Here is a 19,240-nt window from a genome sequence, read left to right as displayed (position 1 = left end):
CACAATGTCGGGATCTGTTTTCTAACAAACAGACGGCAAAAATTTGACGATTGAATGTTGCCGTTTTTTGATAAAAAATATACTTATTAATATTATACACACTGTTGGAAAAATATCGGGAGGAATTTAAGATGACTGAAAAACTCTTTGGCGGAATTGATGTCGGTTCGACCACCGTTAAGCTGGTGGTTATGGACGCCGATCATCAGACGCTCTTCTCCCGTTACGAGCGGCACTACGCGGATGTTAAGGCTGCTAGTGAACGGGTTATTAAGGAAGCAATTAGCGAATTGGGCGGTGAACGGCCAATTTCGTTTACCATCACCGGTTCCGGTGGGATCGGGCTGGCCAACCTGCTGCAGCTGAAGTTCATCCAGGAAGTGATCGCCTGTACCAAGACGGTTGAGCAGCTGATCCCCGAGACCGATGTTGCCATCGAGCTCGGTGGCGAGGACGCCAAGATCACCTTCTTCGGCGATTCACTAGAACAGCGGATGAATGGGAGCTGTGCCGGTGGGACAGGGGCTTTCATCGACCAGATGGCGGTGCTCTTGGATACGGACGCGGACGGCCTGAACAAGCTGGCCCGCAACGCCGAAAAGATCTACCCAATTGCCAGCCGGTGCGGGGTCTTTGCTAAGACCGACGTCCAGCCGCTGATCAACGACGGGGCCCGCAAGGAAGACATCGCCGCCAGCATCTTCCAGGCGGTGGTCAACCAGACGATTTCCGGCCTGGCCGCTGGGCACAAGATTGCCGGCCACGTTGCCTTTTTAGGTGGCCCACTCTACTTCATGGACCAGCTGCGGCACCGTTTCATTGAGACCCTCCACCTGACGGACGAGGAGGTCATCTTCCCCGAGAATCCGCAGCTCTTCGTTGCCCAGGGTGCGGCCCTTTATGCCGTAGACCAACCCGAATTGTCGCTCAACATCCTGCTGGACCTGCTGGAAAACGGTGACTTCTCCGTTCTGGCACCATCCCACTCGCTGGACCCGCTCTTTAAGAACGAGGACGAACTGTCCGCCTTCCGCCAGCGTCATGCTAAGGATCGGGTTGAATCCGGCGACCTGGCGAACTATCACGGGACGGCTTTCCTTGGTATCGATGCCGGTTCGACGACCACCAAGATCGTGCTGATGTCTGCTGACCACAAGCTGCTCTTCACCGAATACGACAACAACGACGGGGACCCGCTCGAAAAGACCAAGCAGATGCTGCACGACCTGGTGGCCAAGATGCCCGATGACGTCCGGATCGGTAAGGCCTGCGTGACCGGCTACGGTGAGCACCTGATCAAGAACGCCTTGAACGTCGACCTGGGTGAGGTAGAAACGGTGGCCCACTACCAGGCGGCCCACTACTTCCAGCCGGACGTCGACTTTATCCTGGACATTGGTGGTCAGGACATGAAGGCGATGACCGTCAAGAATGGCGCCCTCGCCGATATCAAGTTGAACGAAGCCTGCTCGTCCGGATGCGGCTCCTTCCTGGAGACCTTTGCCTCCGGTCTGAAGTACAACATCCGTGACTTTGCCCAGGCGGCGCTTTTGGCCAAGCACCCGGCCGACCTCGGCTCCCGGTGCACGGTCTTCATGAACTCCAAGGTTAAGCAGGTTCAAAAAGAAGGGGCTAAGATCGGCGACATCTCCGCCGGCTTGTCCTTCTCCATCATTAAGAACGCCCTCTTCAAGGTGATCAAGATGCGTAGTGCCGACGAGCTCGGCGACCACATCGTCTGCCAGGGGGGAACCTTCTACAACGACGCCGTCCTGCGGGCCTTTGAAAAGATCGCCGGGGTCGACGTGATTCGGCCAAACATCGCTGGCCTGATGGGGGCCTACGGTGCGGCCCTGATTGCCCAGCACAATTACCAGGCGGGCGACCACACCAGCCTGCTGTCCCTTGATGAGATGGAAAATCTCTCTTTTGAAAAGGAATACATGCACTGCGGGGGCTGTGCCAACAACTGTGAACTGACGCTGACGATCTTTAACGACGGGCGCAAGTTCGTCACCGGGAACCGGTGTGAACGGGGTGAGGCCCGGGCACTGCGGATTCACGGCGATGCACCGCGCAACAACGGGAAGGTCAACCTGGTTGAGCGTAAGTACAAGGAGCTCTTCAAGTACCGGCCGTTGCGCAGCAAGCTTGCCACCCACGGAACGATCGGTCTGCCGAGGGTCCTCAACATGTACGAGGACTACCCGTTGTGGGCAACCTTCTTTAAGGAACTCGGCTTCCGGACGATCCTGTCGCCAAAGGGAACCAAGCAGCAGTATGACAAGGGGATGGAGACGATTCCGTCCGACACGGTCTGCTACCCAGCCAAGAACGTGCACGGTCACATCATGGCCCTGATCGCCAACCGCCACGTCGACCGGATCTTCTACCCGGCCGTTGTTTACGAACTCCAGGAAAAGAAGGCGGCCAACAACCACTTTAACTGCCCAATCGTTCAGTCCTACCCGGAGGTCATCCGGAACAACGTCGACGAAATTCATAGCGGCAAGGTCGACTACCGGGACCCATTCCTGAACCTGGCCGACCACGAGTCAACCGCTGAAAACCTCTACCAGTGCTTCAAGGACCTTGGTGTCACCAAGCCGGAGGTCAAGAAGGCGCTGGAGGCCGGCTACCAGGAACTGGACAACTTTCACCAGAAGATCCATAACTGGGGTGAGGACACCCTGATGATGCTCAAGCAAAAGGGCGAGCACGGGGTTGTTCTTGCGGGGCGGCCATACCACCTTGACCCAATGATTAACCACGGGATTTCCCAGATGATCACGGCGGCTGGTTTCCACGTCCTGACCGAAGACTCGATTGCCCACCTGGGTGATGTCAAGGGGCTGCGGGTCGTCAATCAGTGGTCCTACCACTCCCGGCTTTACGCGGCGGCGCGGATCGCGGCCAAAACGCCGGAACTGGAATTCGTTCAGCTCAACTCCTTCGGCTGTGGCCTGGATGCCATCGATACCGACCAGGTTGAGGAAATCATGAACCAGTACAACCGGCTCTACACCTGCCTGAAGATTGACGAAGGGGACAACCTCGGTGCCATCCGGATCCGGATCCGGTCGCTTAAGGCCGCCATCAAGGAACGGACCGAAAAGCAGATCCACCCGGAGAAGCTCTTCGACAACCCGGTTCCGGTGAAGTTCACCAAGGAAATGAAGAAAGAAAAGTACACCCTGTTGCTGCCGATGCTGTCGCCAATTCACCAGCACAACCTGGTCGACGTTGCCCTCCAGGCATCTGGCTACAACGTTGTCAACCTGCCGATCAAGGACCGGCGCTCGGTCGATGTCGGGACCCGCTACGTCAACAACGACGCCTGTTACCCGGCGATCATCTCGATCGGGCAGATGGTCGAGGCCCTGCAGAGTGGCAAGTACGACCTGGACCATACCGCGGTGATGATGAGTCAGACCGGTGGTGGCTGCCGGGCAACCAACTACATTCCGTTGATCCGGAAGGCCTTGAAGGACGCTGGCTTCCCACAGGTACCGGTTGTTTCGATCTCGCTGGGGAACCAGGGGGTTGAGTCCACGCCGGGCTTCACCTTCACCCTGCCGCTAATCAAGCGGGTTTCGATTGCCTTCCTCTATGGGGATCTCTTCGAACGACTCGTCTACCACACCCGGCCGTACGAAGTGGAGAAGGGCGCGGTCAACGCCCTCTACGCCGATTGGCTAGATCGGGTCCGGCCAAACGTCGAGAACGGCAGCTTTAAGGAATTTAAGCGCAACGTTCAGGCGATCGTTCACGACTTCGACACCATTCCGCTGCGCGACATTGTTAAGCCGAAGGTCGGGGTTGTCGGTGAAATTCTGGTCAAGTACTCACCGATTGCCAACAACGACATTGTCGGCACGCTGGAGGCCGAGGGGGCCGAAGCAGTCGTTCCAGACATCGTCGGTTTCATGAACTACTCGCTCTACAACCAGGTTTACCGTCACCAGCACCTGGGCGCCAAGAAGAGTTCGGAGCTCTTCGCAGCGGTCCTGCTCAAATTGATCAAGCAGGCCGAAAAGCCAATGGACGAGGCGCTGCGGGCTTCCAAGCGTTTCGAGGGGATTACCCCATGGGACGAGGTCGTTGCCGGTGCCAAGCCGGTGCTTTCCCTCGGGAACATGACCGGGGAAGGCTGGTTCCTGCCGGGTGAAATGGTGGAACTCCTGCGTTCCGGCGTCAAGAACATCGTCTGCATGCAGCCGTTTGGGTGCCTGCCGAACCACATCGTCGGCAAGGGGATGCTCAAGGAGCTGCGGCGTGAATACAAGGGTGCCAACCTGATGCCGATCGACTACGATCCAGGTGCCTCCGTGGTCAACCAGCTGAACCGGATTCGGCTGATGATGGCGACCGCCAAGAAGAAGGCCGCCGAAGACCAACAGGTACCAGAAACAGTTGAATAATTGATTAAAAGCGTCACGACAGGAATGTCGCGGCGCTTTTTTGGTAGGGCCAATTTGCATTTATGAGTTGAACGTGACATAATGACACAAACACAAAATAAAAGATGTCAGCGAGCATCATTTTGGAGGTTAATTAAATATGCAAAGAACAAGTACGCAAATTGGGCGCGCAATGACAAAGAACCAGAAGTGGGTGATGGCATCCACGGCGGCCGGCTTTTCACTAGAAAATATGGACATCATGTTTCTTTCCTTTGCGCTTGCCCCGATCATCGCAGAGCTGCACATTTCCAGTGCAGCAGCCGGTTGGATCGGTTCAATTACCAATCTAGGGATGCTTGCAGGGGGTGCCATTTTCGGACTTGTCGGCGATCGTATCGGGCGAGTCAAAACATTCACCTATACGATCTTTATTTTTGCCTTCGCCACGGCGGCGATGTTTTTTGCCCACAGCTTGCCGGTGATCTATACCCTGCGTTTCCTCGCCGGGATCGGTGCCGGTGGTGAATCCGGCGTCGGGATTGCCCTGATCGCAGAGAACTTCGAAGCGGGCGTGATTGGGCGTCTGACCTCGGTTGCAGCGATTGGTGGGCAGATCGGGGCAATTTTTGCGGCGGTGATGGCCGCCTACATCATTCCGGCGTTTGGCTGGAACGCCCTCTTCCTCTTGGGTGTGATTCCGGTAATTTTGACTTTCTTCATTCGACGCCACGTCCACGAAAGCCAGGAATTCATCAGTGCCCATGCTCGGGCTGCTAAGACCCACGAGAAGATCGCGGTGAGCCGCCTGTTTGCGACCCCGGCCCTTGCCCTGCAGACGCTGGGGCTGATGGTGATGACGATTGTCCAGATTGCCGGCTACTTTGGGTTGATGAACTGGTTGCATCGATTGTTCAACAGCAGCAGGGCTTGTCGGTCTCTGGCTCGTCGATTTGGATGATCGCCACAATTGTCGGGATGAGCCTGGGGATGATGGTCTTCGGCACGATCATGGATAACTTCGGCCCACGCTGGGCATTCGGAATTTTCTTGATCGGTTCCGCCTCGGTCATGTTTACGATCCTGATGGTCAAGAGCGCGTTGGCGATGATTCTCGCGGGTGCCTTGATCGGTTTCTTCTCCAACGGAATGTTTGGTGGTTACGGGGCGGTGATCAGCCAGCTCTACCCAACCGAGATTCGCTCGACTGCCAACAGCATCATCATGAACGTCGGCCGGGCAATCGGCGGCTTCTCTTCCGTAGTCATCGGCCTGCTGATGGATCATTACAGCCTGGCGGTCACAATGGGCTTTCTATCGGCCCTCTACATTATTTCGTTCTTGGTAATGCAATCATTGCCGGGGATGCGGAAACTGACCCGTTAATTTAAGATTTGAATAACAAAAGGCCGTGCGATTTTTGAACGCACGGCCTTTTTAACATTGTAGACCCGATAAATTTACAGATTTGTGCAAGACTGCGTGAAACTGTGGATTGATCGGGTCTTAAAAGCTTAAAATTTAATTTTGATCAATTGATTTGGATAATAAAGAGGCGCCCTCTCCGAAGAAAGGGCGCCAAGGGTGCTACTTGAGCAGCCACTTAATTAGTTTTTTTAAGTGCTTGCTGGGCACGATCAAGATTAATACACACCAATGCAAGGGAGTCACCTCCGAACTTGCGCTTAGTAAGGATTGATTAGGTCCCCGGTGCGCTTAATTATTGTACCATAAGTTATTTATGCTATAATAACAGTATCAAGATTAATACACCGGTGATGCAAAATGACCTCAGTTGATTACTTTTGGTCGTACCGGTAGCTTGGGCGTCTAGTAAACGCCCTTTTTTAATATCAGTGCAATTTTAACTGAGTTTGCACCGATATTAGCAGCGAGGTTGATTTGCTCGGTAAATGCCATAAGTATATAAAAAAGACGTATCTCCAATGATGGAAATACGTCTTTTTGTTAACAACAGGTAATCGAGATTACTTGTTGTAGAATTCAACGATGAGGGCTTCATCGATCTCGGCGTCCATGTCTTCACGGGCTGGGATCCGGTTCAGCTTACCTTCGAGCTTGTCAGCGTCGAAGTCAACGTATGATGGGCGAGCCACAACGGCGTCGACAGCGTTCTTGATAACGTCCAGGTTCTTGGACTTTTCACGAACACCGATGACTTGGTCAACACTAACTTCGTATGAAGGGATGTCAACGCGCTTGCCATCAACGGTGATGTGACCGTGGTTAACCAGCTGACGAGCCTGACGACGAGTAGTAGCCAGACCGAGACGGTAAACCATGTTGTCAAGCCGACGTTCCAGCAGAGCCATGAAGTTGGCACCGTGAGTACCTTCCTTGATCTTGCCGGCACGAACGAAGAGGTTTGAGAATTGACGCTCAGTCATGCCGTACATGTAACGCAGCTTTTGCTTTTCACGCAGTTGCGTGCCGTATTCGGACAGCTTACCGCGACGATCGCGACCGTGATCACCAGGGGCGTATGGCCGACGAGCTAATTCCTTACCAGTACCTGAAAGTGAAACGCCAAGACGACGAGAAACACGCCAACTTGGACCAGTGTAACGAGACATAAATAAATTCCTCCAATAATTTTTGTTGGAGTAAAATAATCCGATTGTGAGCTTGACATTCGTGCAGGCTGATTTGAATTTTTCACCCTTGCAGCTGGGTTACTAAAAACACCATGCGGCACCAGTCTGTTGACGAGCTTGTCCCTCACTGCTGCATTATTTTACACAGCAACCAGTATACAATGCATTTGGCACCAACGTCAATTACTTTGCTGGTAAAATTCTTATTTTATCCATTCAGAGCCGGAATATACGGCCAAGCTATGGTATAATTCACCTAGTATTACGGCTATTTGGTCAATCTTAATTGTAGGTGGAGATTTCATGTTTCAGATTTTAATTGTTGTTTTAATCGTGATTCTGCTGGTCTTGGGCGGGATCGTTTGGTACCAGCGCCGCATTCTGACCCAGCTGAAGACGATTCAGGATGCCCAACACAAGCTCGTCGATCAAAAGTTGGGCGAGCAGTTAAAAGAGCTTGGCCAACTGCAGCTGACTGGGGATACCAAGAAAGACTTTGACCAGCTCAACGATGAATACAATGAGAAAATTGTGCCTCAGCTCAAGGCCATCGCCGCTTCCCAACAAGACCTGGTCCAGGCGGCCCGGACAACGAAGCTGCTGACGATCAAGGCGCCGTTGGATGATCTCCGAGCCGAATTGGCCAAGACCACGGCTGCCCAGGGCAAGGTTGAGCGATCCCTGAACCACCTCAAGCAGCAGAGTCGGAGCCAGCAGCGGGCGATTGAGCAGATTCGGGCCCGCTACCGCGAATTTCACCAACAATTAAACGAAAAGAGTTTTGCATACGGCGAGAGCAGCGAGAAGCTGAATGCTGAACTGGCCGACCTTGAGGAACAGTACGAGCGCTTCGTTGAATTGACCAAGCAGGGTGACTCCAGCGCGGCTCAAGAGATCCTGACCGACCTGCAAGCTGGCAACGAGCAGCTGGCCAAGGAATTGAAGACCGTCCCGAAGCTCTATCGGCCACTGGTCACCGAATTCCCCGACCAACTGGCGGAATTGGCTAGCGGCTACGCAACCCTGACCAAGCAGCACTATCACTTCACGGAGCCGAAGCTGGATGAGCAGATCAAGCAGCTTCAGGCCAAGCTGACGGCGACTACCAAGCAGCTGCAAGACCTTCACTTGGACGTGGTTGAGCAGGCCAACAAGGACCTGGCCGAGGCGATCGACCACCTGTACGCCGTTATGCAAAAGGAGCTGGATGCCCGGCGCGAGGCCGTTCACATGATCGGGGTCATGGCTGAATTTACTCAGCACGCCCAACACCAGAACAACGAACTGATGGCGGAACTGGATCGACTTAGTCTCAGCTACACCCTGAACAACAATGAGTTTGAAAAGACACGGGAGCTAAACGAGCAGATCAAGACGATCGTCAAGCAGTACAACGAGGACCAGCAGGCGATTAAAAATAACGAAGCGGTCTACAGTCAGATTCTGGAACGGCAGAAGGAGAATCGCCAGAGCCTGATCGACATTGAAAAGGAGCAGGGCGAGATCAATGACGAGGTAGCCAAGCTCCAGACCGATGAGCAGCGGGCCAAGCAGATGCTCCAGCACTATTCCGTCCAGATTCGGACGATTCGGCGCCAGGTTGAGCAGATGAACCTACCGGGGATTTCCCAGGATTACATGGACTACTTCTTCGGTGTCAGCGATGAGATCAAAAAGCTGGCCGCCGAACTTAGTGAGTACAAGGTCAACATGGACAACGTCACCAAGCAACTGCTGATGGTGGAGACAGACCTAGAACGCCTGCAGGACAAGACCAACGACCTGCGGGACAGCGCCGAGCTGACTGAGCGACTCCAACAGTATGCCAACCGTTTTGCCGACAACGAAAAGGTCGTCAAGGCGGCCCAGAAGTCGCAGGAGTTGTACAACCAATACAACTACGCGGGCAGCCTAGAGACGATTGCCACGGCCCTGGAAGAGGTCGAACCGGGCAGCTACAAACGAATTGAAGACAGCTACTACCAGGAAATCAATGAGGAGTAGCGATGAGTGCATCACCAGCCAATTCGGGTTGGTGGTGCTTTTTATTTTCTGGATTTCAAAATAGGCTGGTTTACCAATGGCAGGAGTAAAAATTAAAAAAGTTTCGTGCAATTGGGCAATTCTTACGTCTTTATATATTAGGGGGACAAAGCGTCCGCCGAATAGATAAATGGAGGGTCTGCAATGGCACAATCAACGAGTTGGGAAGCGCAACTCCAAGCCGCTTCGACCAAATGGGAACACCTCACCCTAGCCGATGATCGGATGTTTGGGATGGTGATGGAGGACAATCAGATCTGTCTGGAAGTGTTGCGACGGATTTTCCCGCAGCTAAATATCCAACACGTCCAACAGGTTGAGACGCAAAAGCAAGTTAATACTATGCTGGGGGTGAAGGCGCCGCGCTTTGATGTTTATGTTCGCGACGATCAGAAGCGGACTTATATTTTGGAAATGCAGGTGAAGAACAATCACAACCTGGTCAGCCGGGCGCGCCATTACCTGGACCAGGCTGATTTTGAGCTCCTCAAACCGGGCGACGACTACAAGCAATTTAACGACTTGCCAGTCTACGTGGTTTTCTTCTGTGATTTTGATTACTATGGCCTCGATTTTCCAGATTATTCCTTTGACGAACGCTGTTTGCGGCAACTGTCGCTGTCGTCGGCGCCGGGGCGCTACAAGCTCTTCTTTAATGCCAAAACATCTGATTTTCGTGATAAGATAGGGCTAAAGGGATTCCTCCGGCTGATGTACAACGAGCGGACGCCGGGAGATGAATTAGCGGAACGAATTTACGAGAAAATGGAGCGGATCAAGCGTGATCCAGAAAGGCGGCGGATCTTTATGAAGTATGAAATGGATTTAATCGATGCCAAAGATGAAGGTGTGGCAATTGGAGTGAAGAAGGGCCTTAAAAATGGTGAGGCGATCGGCTTGAAGAAGGGCCGCAAACAAGGAATCAAAGAGGGACGTAAACAAGCAATCAGTTCAGCAACTAAAATGTTAATTAGTCTGAAATTAGATAATGAGACGATTGTCCACCAATTGATGGATACTTATCAGCTCTCTTATGATGAGGCTCAGCATTATGTAAACCAAGTACGATAAGGAAGTGAAGCGGTCATGAAGGATTTTTCTCCATGGCTGCTTTGCTCTTTTATGCTATGCTAATTTTAGCAGAGCGGAGAGCGGATCAAGCGTGATCCAGAAAGGCGGCGGATCTTTATGAAGTACGAGATGGATTTAATCGATGCTAAAGATGAAGGCGTGGCAATTGGAGTGAAGAAGGGACAAAACCAAGGGCTTGGGCAAGGAATTGCAGGAACAGCCAAAGCACTAGCGACCCTTAAGCTTGATGATGAAAAGATTGTCCACAAACTGATAGAGATTTACCATCTTTCCTATGAAGATGCCCAGCATTATGTAGAACAAGTCCGCTAAAGCAGTCATAAAGGCTTTTTAAGTAGTCGGAAATATGTTGCATCGTTTTAAGCCGCGCTGGCCAGTATTTTGGCGAGCGCGGCTTTTTGAACGTTATCATATGAAAGAAGTTCCATATTGCACGAAACTAATTCAACACTTCCCGTGGTTCAGTTAATTTGCGGCCGCTGCGTAAAAGACGCTCCCCAGCGCGAATTGATCGTAAATCGCAAATCTTAGCATCGATTCTATTATAAATTTAGTGATGAAAAAACTTGCTATTTTTTCTAAAATGGACTTGAAAACTATGAATTTAATTATATTAGGTTTGTGGTCAAATATTAGTGATAACTGAAATTCTCGAGGGGAGTTGAGAATATGGTTTCGAAAAATAACACATATTTGAGGGAAGTTATGCACTCGCACCGGGTGCCGCACTATGGCTTGCGGAAGCTGGGGATTGGCGTAACTTCCGTTTTATTAGGAACAACCTTGTATTTTGGCGCCAACACGCCGGTCGCTAACGCTGATCAGGTGAATACTAATAATGCGAATAGCGATCAGACCAATCAGGTGACGCCAGCAAATAGCGCTGAAGTAGGGAATACCGTGGCGTTGCGGACAACTGCTCCGACTTCAACGACACCACAGCAAGCAGCAACCAATGCTTCTTCTTCAAATTCCGGCCAAGCAAGTGCCACATCGGCTCAAAGCAGTCAGTCGCAAGCGACGAGTGCAGTTGCAATTGATCATAGTGCTTTGAGCAATGCTGTTAGTGATGCAACGCAAGCAGGCTGGCAGCCGACTCAAGAAGCTACTTCTACAAGCACTGTGGCGTATTCTGCTGCTTCAGCGGCGAAAACCCAGCTTGAGCAGAATGAACAGTCGCAGGCCCAAAACATTCAAGGTCTGACCAAAAACTACACCAGTGCGGTGGCAAGTGCTAATGTAGCAAAGTCGGCCGCTGCGGATCATACCGCAATTGACAGTGCGGTTAATGCCGCATTGAATAATCCCTTTATTGCGGTTACGAAAGATGCGGATCAAACGGTAGCAGATCCTGCTACGGATTATAAGAACCAAGTTGATCAGATTAACACAACGGCTAAGAATGCTGATCAGCAATACAACGACTGGAAGAGCAAAAACTATAATACCGATGGCTTATATGCTAGAACCGCGGATCAACACTTATTTATTGATAATAATGCTTCAAATGTTAAATGTGATGTAAAATTTGCTTTGGATTTAGAAAAATATCGAAGTAAAGATACTACAATTGTAACCTTGGAATTACCCTTTAATGATTATGTTAAAAAAACTTATAAGGGAATTATAGCAGAAGCTACATATAGCAATCTTGGCTCTAATTCTTATGTCATCGATAGTACTGGAAGAAAGCAGCATATTGGATTTATAAGACGGACGTTATCTAATGTACATTTTGCAAATACATCACCTAATGGTCTTATATGGCTAGACTTTAGAGGAACCCCAATTAATGGGATAGACATTGGGGGGATTTCGCAATTAGATGTGACAGATACATTCTATAATGATCAAGGACAATTAATATCGCTTAGTCCTAATTCGTACTATGCTTTAGGATCGCAAAATGCCGAATATGTTGATCAAAATGGTAATTATATTATGGACGGTACCAAAGGACAGCCGGCAACTGTTCAATGGGTTAAAGGAATTAATGGTACAAAAACTGTTCAGCTAGCAGGGTCAGTTGTTACGATTTATAAAGATGGACGAGCTTACAGTGACTATACAACAGACCTTGCAAATGGCGGTATTCCACAAAAAGCCTCTAAATGGGCAGAATTTGCCACAAAAAATGGTTTAACTTTAACTGATACATCGCAATGGGATAACACAAATAGCGCATATCAATATTTTGGAGCCGCTTTAATTCAAGGAGCTAATAATTCTCTTAGTGCTACTGTTGGTGTCAAAACTGGAAACTTATATAAGGGCGCTTGGGGCGATATGGCTTGGATTACCTTTAGTACTGTTATTCCAAACAATTCACCAATCAACCTCCATTACCACTATGACAATGTCAAAACACCTGAAAAACCGGTAGCAAGTTATCATTACAATGCTCTAAATGTTAACTATGCCCTAGATACGTTAACCGTTAAGTACGTTGATCCAAATGGTGAAAATTTGCTTTCACCTGTCACGACAACTGATCATGCTCAGGGCAGTCAGTTTGATAATCACGACCAAGTAAAGGTAATTCCTGGTTATGTCTTAATTAAGTCCGAGAATGTGCAAGGAACATTTAGCGATCAAAATGAGACAACCACTTTCACTTATGAACGGGTGGGTAACATTGTTCCAGTTGATCAGGATGGTAATAAGATCGGTGGTGTCACTCCTTATCAAAATGATGATAAGAATCCTGCCAAGGTGAAGGATAATGAACCGGTACCCGATGTTCCAGGCTATACCCCAACGATAACAACAGTAACTCCAGAAAACCCTAGCAAAGATACGCCGGTAGTCTACGTTCAAAATCAACAAAATGCCGAGGTCATTTTCCGGGATCTTGATGACAACAATGCCCAATTAGCTAGTTCTGGTGTGCTTAGTGGTAAGGCTGGCGATACGATTAACTATAATGCTCAAGATGAGATTACAGCGTTGACCAACCAGGGTTACGTCCTCGCCAACAATGGCTTCCCAGCTGCAGCAGTTTACGACAATAACGTAAAGACGACGCAGAAGTTTTATATTGACTTCCACCATGGCACGACGACGGTTACACCAACGAAACCAGGCAATCCTGGGACACCGATTAACCCGAATGATCCAGATGGCCCGAAGTACCCAACTGGAACGGATGCCAAGAGTTTAACCAGCACTAGCATTCAGAAGGTTCAATATACCGGTGCTGGTGACCAAACGCCAAAGGACAATGTAACAACGTTGACCTACACCCGGACCAAGACAATCGACAAGGTCACGGGGAAAGTGGTCGACAGCACGGATTGGACGCCAAGCACCCAGAACTTCCAGGTTATCGGCACGCCGCAGATTAAGGGTTACACCCCGGATTATCAATATGTCGGTGGTGACGCGGTTGGACCAAATTCAACGAAGAACTACACAGTCACCTACACTAAGGACACCACGCCGACGGTCAATGATCAGCACGCCCAGGTTCGCTACCTGGATCAGGACAACGGCAACAGCGAAATTGCCGGAACTAATTCTGGTGATTTAACGGGCAAGCCAGGGACGGCCATTAATTACAGCACGGCCGACACGCTGACTAAGTTGACGAAGCAAGGCTATGTCCTGGTTAACAACGGCTTTGACTACGGTGGCCAGGTCGAATACTTCGATAACAATGATAGCACTAATCAGGTCTTCATTGTGACCTTAAAGCACGGCACGCAGACTATTACGCCGTCGACCCCAGGCGATCCTGGTCAGCCGATTAACCCAAGCGATCCGCAGAGCCCGAAGTACCCAAGCGGGACCGATAAGCAGAGCTTAATCGCCCATGGCACCCAGACAGTTCACTACGTTGGGGCCGGCGATCAAACCCCAAAGGACAGTGTTACGACGGTCGACTTCGGGCATGAACTGGTTCTCGATAAGGTAACGGGCCAGATCGTTCAAGATAACGGTTGGAAGCCATTGACGCAGAACTATCAAGTCATTGATACCCCAGTGATTGATGGCTATACGCCTGACCACCAATACGTCGGTGGCGGCACGGTCTCCGTTGAGAATCCGAACCGGGTTTACACGGTTACCTATACAAAGAACGGTCAAGGTAGCCAGCCAAGTCAGGGCTCGCAGAGTCAGGGCAGTCAAACGAGCGAAGGCTCGCAAGGCAGTCAGCCAAGTCAGGGCTCGCAGAGTCAAGGCAGTCAAACGAGCGAAGGTTCACAAGGCAGCCAGCCAAGTCAGGGCTCGCAGAGTCAGGGCAGTCAAACAAGTGAAAGCTCACAAGGTAGTCAGCCAAGTCAAGGCTCGCAGAGCCAGGGCAGTCAAACGAGCGAAGGTTCGCAAGGTAGCCAGCCAAGTCAAGGCTCGCAGAGTCAGGGCAGCCAAACGAGTGAGGGTTCGCAAGGTAGCCAGCCAAGCCAGGGTTCGCAGAGTCAGGGTAGCCAAACGAGCGAAGGTTCGCAAGGTAGCCAGCCAAGTCAAGGCTCGCAGAGTCAGGGCAGCCAGACCAGTGAGGGCTCGCAAGGCAGTCAGCCGAGTCAGGGCTCGCAGAGTCAGGGCAGCCAAACCAGTGAAGGTTCGCAAGGTAGTCAACCAAGTCAGGGCTCGCAGAGTCAAGGCAGTCAACCAAGTCAAGGTTCCCAGAGTCAAGGCAGCCAACCAAGCCAAGGTTCCCAGAGTCAGGGCAGCCAAACGAGCGAAGGCTCGCAAAGCCAGGGCAGTCAACCGAGTGAAGGTTCGCAAGGTAGTCAGGCAAGTCAGGGCTCCCAGAGTCAAGGCAGCCAAACGAGCGAAGGTTCGCAAGGTAGTCAGCCAAGCCAAGGCTCCCAAAGTCAGGGCAGCCAAACGAGCGAAGGTTCGCAAGGCAGTCAGCCAAATCAGGGCAGTCAAACGAGCGAAGGCTCACAAGGCAGTCAGCCGAGTCAAGGTTCAGAAAATCAAGGTAGCCAAAGCTCGCAAACTCCAGCTACTGACACTGAAAAGGTAGTTATCAAGTACGTTGACCCAGACGGCAACCCAATTACGACTGACACGGTTACTGGCGAGGGTGGCCAGCCAATCAACTACGACCAAACTAAGACGATCACCGAACTGGAGAACAAGGGTTACGATGTTACGACTATTACCAACCCAACGACCGGCCAGAACTTTGATAACAACCCATCCGTTGACCAAACCTACACTGTCACGGTCAAGCACGGCACGGCCCAACTCGGCCCGAATGATCCACATGAATCTGGTACACCAATTAACTCGAACGATCCAAACGGTCCTAAGTGGCCTGCCAAGGATACCTACAGCAAGGACTACACCTACACGGTTCACTTTGTCGGGCCAAACGGCGAAACCTTAACTGGCGACAACGTTCAGACCTCAACCTGGACACGGACCGTCACGGTTGACAAGGTTACTGGAAAGGTCATCAGTAGCACGGACTGGACACCGAGTCAAAAGAAGTACAGCGATATCCAAGTGCCAGTTGTCGATGGTTACTACACCACCCAAAAGACAATCACCGGACAACCGGTCGTTCAGAAGAACATCTCGACGACCGTTTCCTACCAGAAGCTGGGTCAGATTATTCCGGTTGATCAAAACGGTAAGCAGATTGGCACTGGCCAGACCTACCAGAATGATCCAAACGATCCAACTAAGGTTGCTGAAAACCAGACTGTGCCATCAGTTGATGGCTACACTCCAACGACCAGCACGGTTACGCCAACCGATCCGGGCGAGAACACGACGGTCACCTACACGAAGAACGGTGATAATGGTTCGACGACCAACGGTGGCAATACGACGAATACTGGTCAGAACACTAATAATGGCCAGAATAGTAACGGGAACACTAATGGTGGTCAAAGCACTAACAGTACTACCAATGGTTCGTCAACCACTAATGACGATCAAATTGCTAATGGTAATACGAGTTCTAGTCAGACCACGGCCGAACAAGGTACCAATAGCGGCACTCTCAATGGTAATGGCACTTACAACGATAACGCTACTGACAATGGGCAACTGAGCACTGGTACTAGCACGACCGGTCAGACTGGCAACGGCGAAACTGTTGTTAGCGGGCTCCAAAGTCAGGCCACCAGCGCAATCAGTGGCATCAACAACGCTACTTCCGGCAATAGCAACACCATCACGTTGCCACAGACGGGCAACGATGCCGACACCAGCGCCATCCTGGCTGCTGCCGGGATTGAATTGGCCGGTGCACTCGGCCTGGCCGGGCTCGCCGCCAAGAAGAAGCGCGAAAACTAAATATGCATTGCTCGCAATAGGGTTCACCCAAAGTAAATAACCTCCCCAAATTTATTTATTTTCACTTTGTAACCAGGTGGATGGTTGCGGGCAATGAAGGGGCACCGGAGCATTCAAGCTGCCGGTGCTCCTTTTTTGGTTGCATCTACCGAAATCAGTGTCGTTCTAGGGATTTTCTGTTATAATAGGAAGTCGTTTTAAGAAGCGTCGAACCTTTCAATACGCAACTCACCAAGTTTTCGGCCCTGGCGACGGCTCATTTGTCGGTGCCCGGCCAATAATTGGAGGAAGGAATTACTAGAACATGATCTATTTTGATAATAGTGCAACGACAAAGGTGGCACCGGAAGTTCTGCAAACTTACGATACCGTCAGTCAAAAGATCTGGGGGAACCCAAGCAGTCTTCACAACTTCGGGGAAAACGCCTGGAATCTGCTTGAACAGGCCCGCCAGCAGATTGCCAAGCTCTTAGGCGTTAAGCCAAGCGAGATCATCTTCACCAGCGGCGGCTCCGAGGGTGACAACTGGGTCATCAAGGGGACCGCGATGGCCAAGCACCGGTTCGGCAAGCACATCATCACCACCAGCGTAGAGCACGCGGCGGTTCACAATCCGCTGGAGCAGCTCAAGGACCTCGGCTTTGACATCACTTATCTGCCGGTTGACGACCAGGGCCGGATCAATCCGGCGGACGTCAAGGCGGCTATTCGCCCTGACACGATCCTGGTTTCCATCATGGCGGTCAACAACGAGATTGGGACCATCCAGCCGATCAAAGAGGTTGGCGAGATCCTGAAGGACTACCCGAACATCCACTACATGGTCGACGCCGTTCAGGCCATCGGTAAGGAAATCGACGACCTGGTCTTCTCCGACCGGGTCGATTTCGCCACCTTCTCTGGCCACAAGTTCCACGCACCACGCGGGACTGGCTTCGTCTACGTCAAGAGCGGCCGCAAGATTGCTCCGCTGGTTGCTGGTGGTGGTCAGGAACGGACATTACGTTCCGGGACCGAAAATACCCCGGGTGATGTCGCCATGGCCCGGGCCATTCGCCTGGTCAAGGAAAACGAGGACGAGACGGTCAAGCGTGAGCAGGCGATCAAGGATCGGATCTACGACCACCTGAAGCAGTTCGACCACGTGAAAATTATTTCCGGCCGGGACAAGGGCTTTGCGCCGCACATCCTCTGTTTTGCCATTGTTGGCGTCCGGGGCGAGACGACCGTTCACGCCTTTGAGGACCAGGGGATCTACATTTCGACCACTAGTGCCTGCTCATCAAAGAAGCGCTCCGAGGCGGGGACCCTGGCGGCAATGAAGGTGCCAGAAGAGATCGCCACCAGTGCGGTTCGGATCAGCCTGGGGGACCAAAACACCCTGGAAGAGGCCGACCAGTTCAACAAGACCTTCGACCAGCTCTACGCCGGCTTCAAGAAGATTATCGACTAAGATTAAATTTTAATTTGAAAGGAGGAATTGCGCGTGCAATATACCGAAATTATGGTCCGTTATGGTGAATTGTCCACCAAGGGCCACAACAAGAAGTCCTTCATCGACCGTCTCGGTGCCAATGTTCGCCACGCCCTGCACAGCTTTGACCAGGTCAAGGTTCACGCCCAGCGGGACCGGCTACACGTTCAGCTCAACGGGGCCGACTACGACCAGGTCATGGACCGGTTAAAACTGGTCTTCGGGATTCAGAACTTCTCCCCGTCGATTCGGGTTGAAAAGTCCTTTGAGGCCACCAAGCAGGCAGCTGCCCAGATGGTCGAAGAGCAGGTTGACCACCCGATGACCTTTAAGATCGAGACGCGGCGGGCCGATCATCATTTTGAAATGGATACCTTTGAGATGAACAATCAGTTGGGGGGCTACCTGTTGAACAAGTTCCCCGACAAACTCAAGGTGGACGTTCACCATCCCGACCTGACCATCCGGGTGGAGATCCGGCTCAACGGGATCTTCCTCTCCAGCGAAACCATCAAGGGTGCTGGGGGCCTGCCCGTCGGCACTGCCGGCAAGGGCATGATGATGATGTCCGGCGGGATTGACTCGCCGGTGGCTGCCTACCTGGGGATGAAGCGGGGTGTTTCCATGGAAATGGTTCACTTCTTCAGTCCGCCGTACACCAGTCCTCAGGCGCTGGCTAAGGCCAAGCAGCTGACCGAAAAACTGGCCAAGTACAGCGGCAGCATTCGTTTCATTCAGGTGCCGTTTGCTGAAATTCAGGAAACGGTCAAGGAGAAGGTGCCGGAGGGCTATCTGATGACCGTTCAGCGGCGGATGATGCTCCGCCTCGCCGCCGCCCTGATGGTCAAGCGTCACGGCCTGGCGATCTTCAACGGGGAATCACTTGGCCAGGTGGCTTCCCAGACGATGGAGAGTATGCTGGCAATCAACGACGTCACCTCCTTCCCAGTCCTGCGACCGGTGCTGTCCTACGACAAGACCGAGATCATCAAGATTGCCGAAGAGATCGGTACTTACGACCTTTCGATCCTGCCTTACGAGGACTGCTGCACCGTCTTCACGCCACCGTCGCCAAAGACCCGGCCGCGACTTGACCGGGCGCGCGAATACGAGCAGCGTCTGGACATCGAGGGCCTGATGAAGCGTTCGCTGGACAACATCAAGATTACCGAGATTCATCCCGGTGAGGACTTCCTCAACCAAAATGAGGATGTTTTTGCCGAATTACTCTAATCAGCGCTTGACGCTGGCAGATTATTTAGCTATCATACAAGCATAAATAAGCATTGACCGAAAGAGTAACGAAGAGTGCGGATCCACCAGAGAGGGCCCGGTGCTGAGAGGGCCTGGATCAGCTTCGCGAA

At 51.7% G+C, this 19,240-nt stretch carries 8 protein-coding genes, 2 pseudogenes and 1 other annotated feature (1 of these 11 cut by a window edge); of the genes and pseudogenes, 9 read left to right on the top strand and 1 reads right to left on the bottom strand.

Translation table 11 applies throughout. The features are described from left to right. Window positions 1-131 precede the first annotated feature (131 nt). Together OCT58_RS00930 and OCT58_RS00925 are read left to right on the top strand one after the other, a co-directional pair. Window positions 132-4,421 carry a 2-hydroxyacyl-CoA dehydratase gene (locus tag OCT58_RS00930; protein WP_267200949.1) on the top strand — a complete coding sequence of 1,430 codons (4,290 nt, stop codon included), beginning with the start codon at window positions 132-134 and terminating at the stop codon, window positions 4,419-4,421. A 139-nt stretch (window positions 4,422-4,560) separates the two neighbouring features. Continuing rightward, a pseudogene (locus tag OCT58_RS00925) lies at window positions 4,561-5,786 on the top strand (MFS transporter). A gap of 602 nt (window positions 5,787-6,388) precedes the next feature. Here the strand turns inward: OCT58_RS00925 and rpsD are convergent. After that, window positions 6,389-6,994 (bottom strand): 30S ribosomal protein S4, encoded by a 606-nt coding sequence (rpsD, locus tag OCT58_RS00920; RefSeq protein ID WP_267200948.1) that lies wholly within the window; start codon window positions 6,992-6,994, stop codon window positions 6,389-6,391. Window positions 6,995-7,318: 324 nt separating this feature from the next. Between rpsD and ezrA the strand changes: the two genes are divergently transcribed. The 7 genes and pseudogenes from ezrA (at window position 7,319) to thiI (ending at window position 19,109) form a co-directional block, all read left to right on the top strand. Next, entirely contained in the window at window positions 7,319-9,019 is a 1,701-nt protein-coding gene (gene ezrA, locus OCT58_RS00915) for a septation ring formation regulator EzrA (protein WP_267200947.1), read from the top strand. 183 nt (window positions 9,020-9,202) lie between these two features. After that, the gene (locus OCT58_RS00910; RefSeq protein ID WP_267200946.1) at window positions 9,203-10,129 is read left to right on the top strand and encodes an Rpn family recombination-promoting nuclease/putative transposase; all 927 of its coding nucleotides are present in this window, start codon (window positions 9,203-9,205) and stop codon (window positions 10,127-10,129) included. A 117-nt stretch (window positions 10,130-10,246) separates the two neighbouring features. Next, the gene (locus OCT58_RS00905) at window positions 10,247-10,462 is read left to right on the top strand and encodes a hypothetical protein (protein WP_267200945.1); all 216 of its coding nucleotides are present in this window, start codon (window positions 10,247-10,249) and stop codon (window positions 10,460-10,462) included. 357 nt (window positions 10,463-10,819) lie between these two features. Further along, window positions 10,820-10,936 (top strand): annotated as a pseudogene (locus OCT58_RS10450) (YSIRK-type signal peptide-containing protein); the annotation flags it as partial. Between the two features lie 1,500 nt (window positions 10,937-12,436). After that, complete coding sequence (locus tag OCT58_RS00900; RefSeq protein ID WP_267200944.1) at window positions 12,437-16,402, top strand: mucin-binding protein; 3,966 nt, start codon at window positions 12,437-12,439, stop codon at window positions 16,400-16,402. A 304-nt stretch (window positions 16,403-16,706) separates the two neighbouring features. Continuing rightward, window positions 16,707-17,855 carry a cysteine desulfurase family protein gene (locus OCT58_RS00895; RefSeq protein WP_267200942.1) on the top strand — a complete coding sequence of 383 codons (1,149 nt, stop codon included), beginning with the start codon at window positions 16,707-16,709 and terminating at the stop codon, window positions 17,853-17,855. A 33-nt stretch (window positions 17,856-17,888) separates the two neighbouring features. Beyond that, complete coding sequence (gene thiI / locus OCT58_RS00890; protein WP_267200941.1) at window positions 17,889-19,109, top strand: tRNA uracil 4-sulfurtransferase ThiI; 1,221 nt, start codon at window positions 17,889-17,891, stop codon at window positions 19,107-19,109. Between the two features lie 44 nt (window positions 19,110-19,153). Further along, window positions 19,154-19,240: a binding site (T-box leader), on the top strand (it continues 124 nt past the right edge of the window).

It is taken from the genome of Limosilactobacillus kribbianus, from assembly GCF_026413145.1.
GTDB classification, from domain to species: domain Bacteria; phylum Bacillota; class Bacilli; order Lactobacillales; family Lactobacillaceae; genus Limosilactobacillus; species Limosilactobacillus kribbianus.
This window is presented reverse-complemented; position numbering and strand designations above follow the sequence as displayed.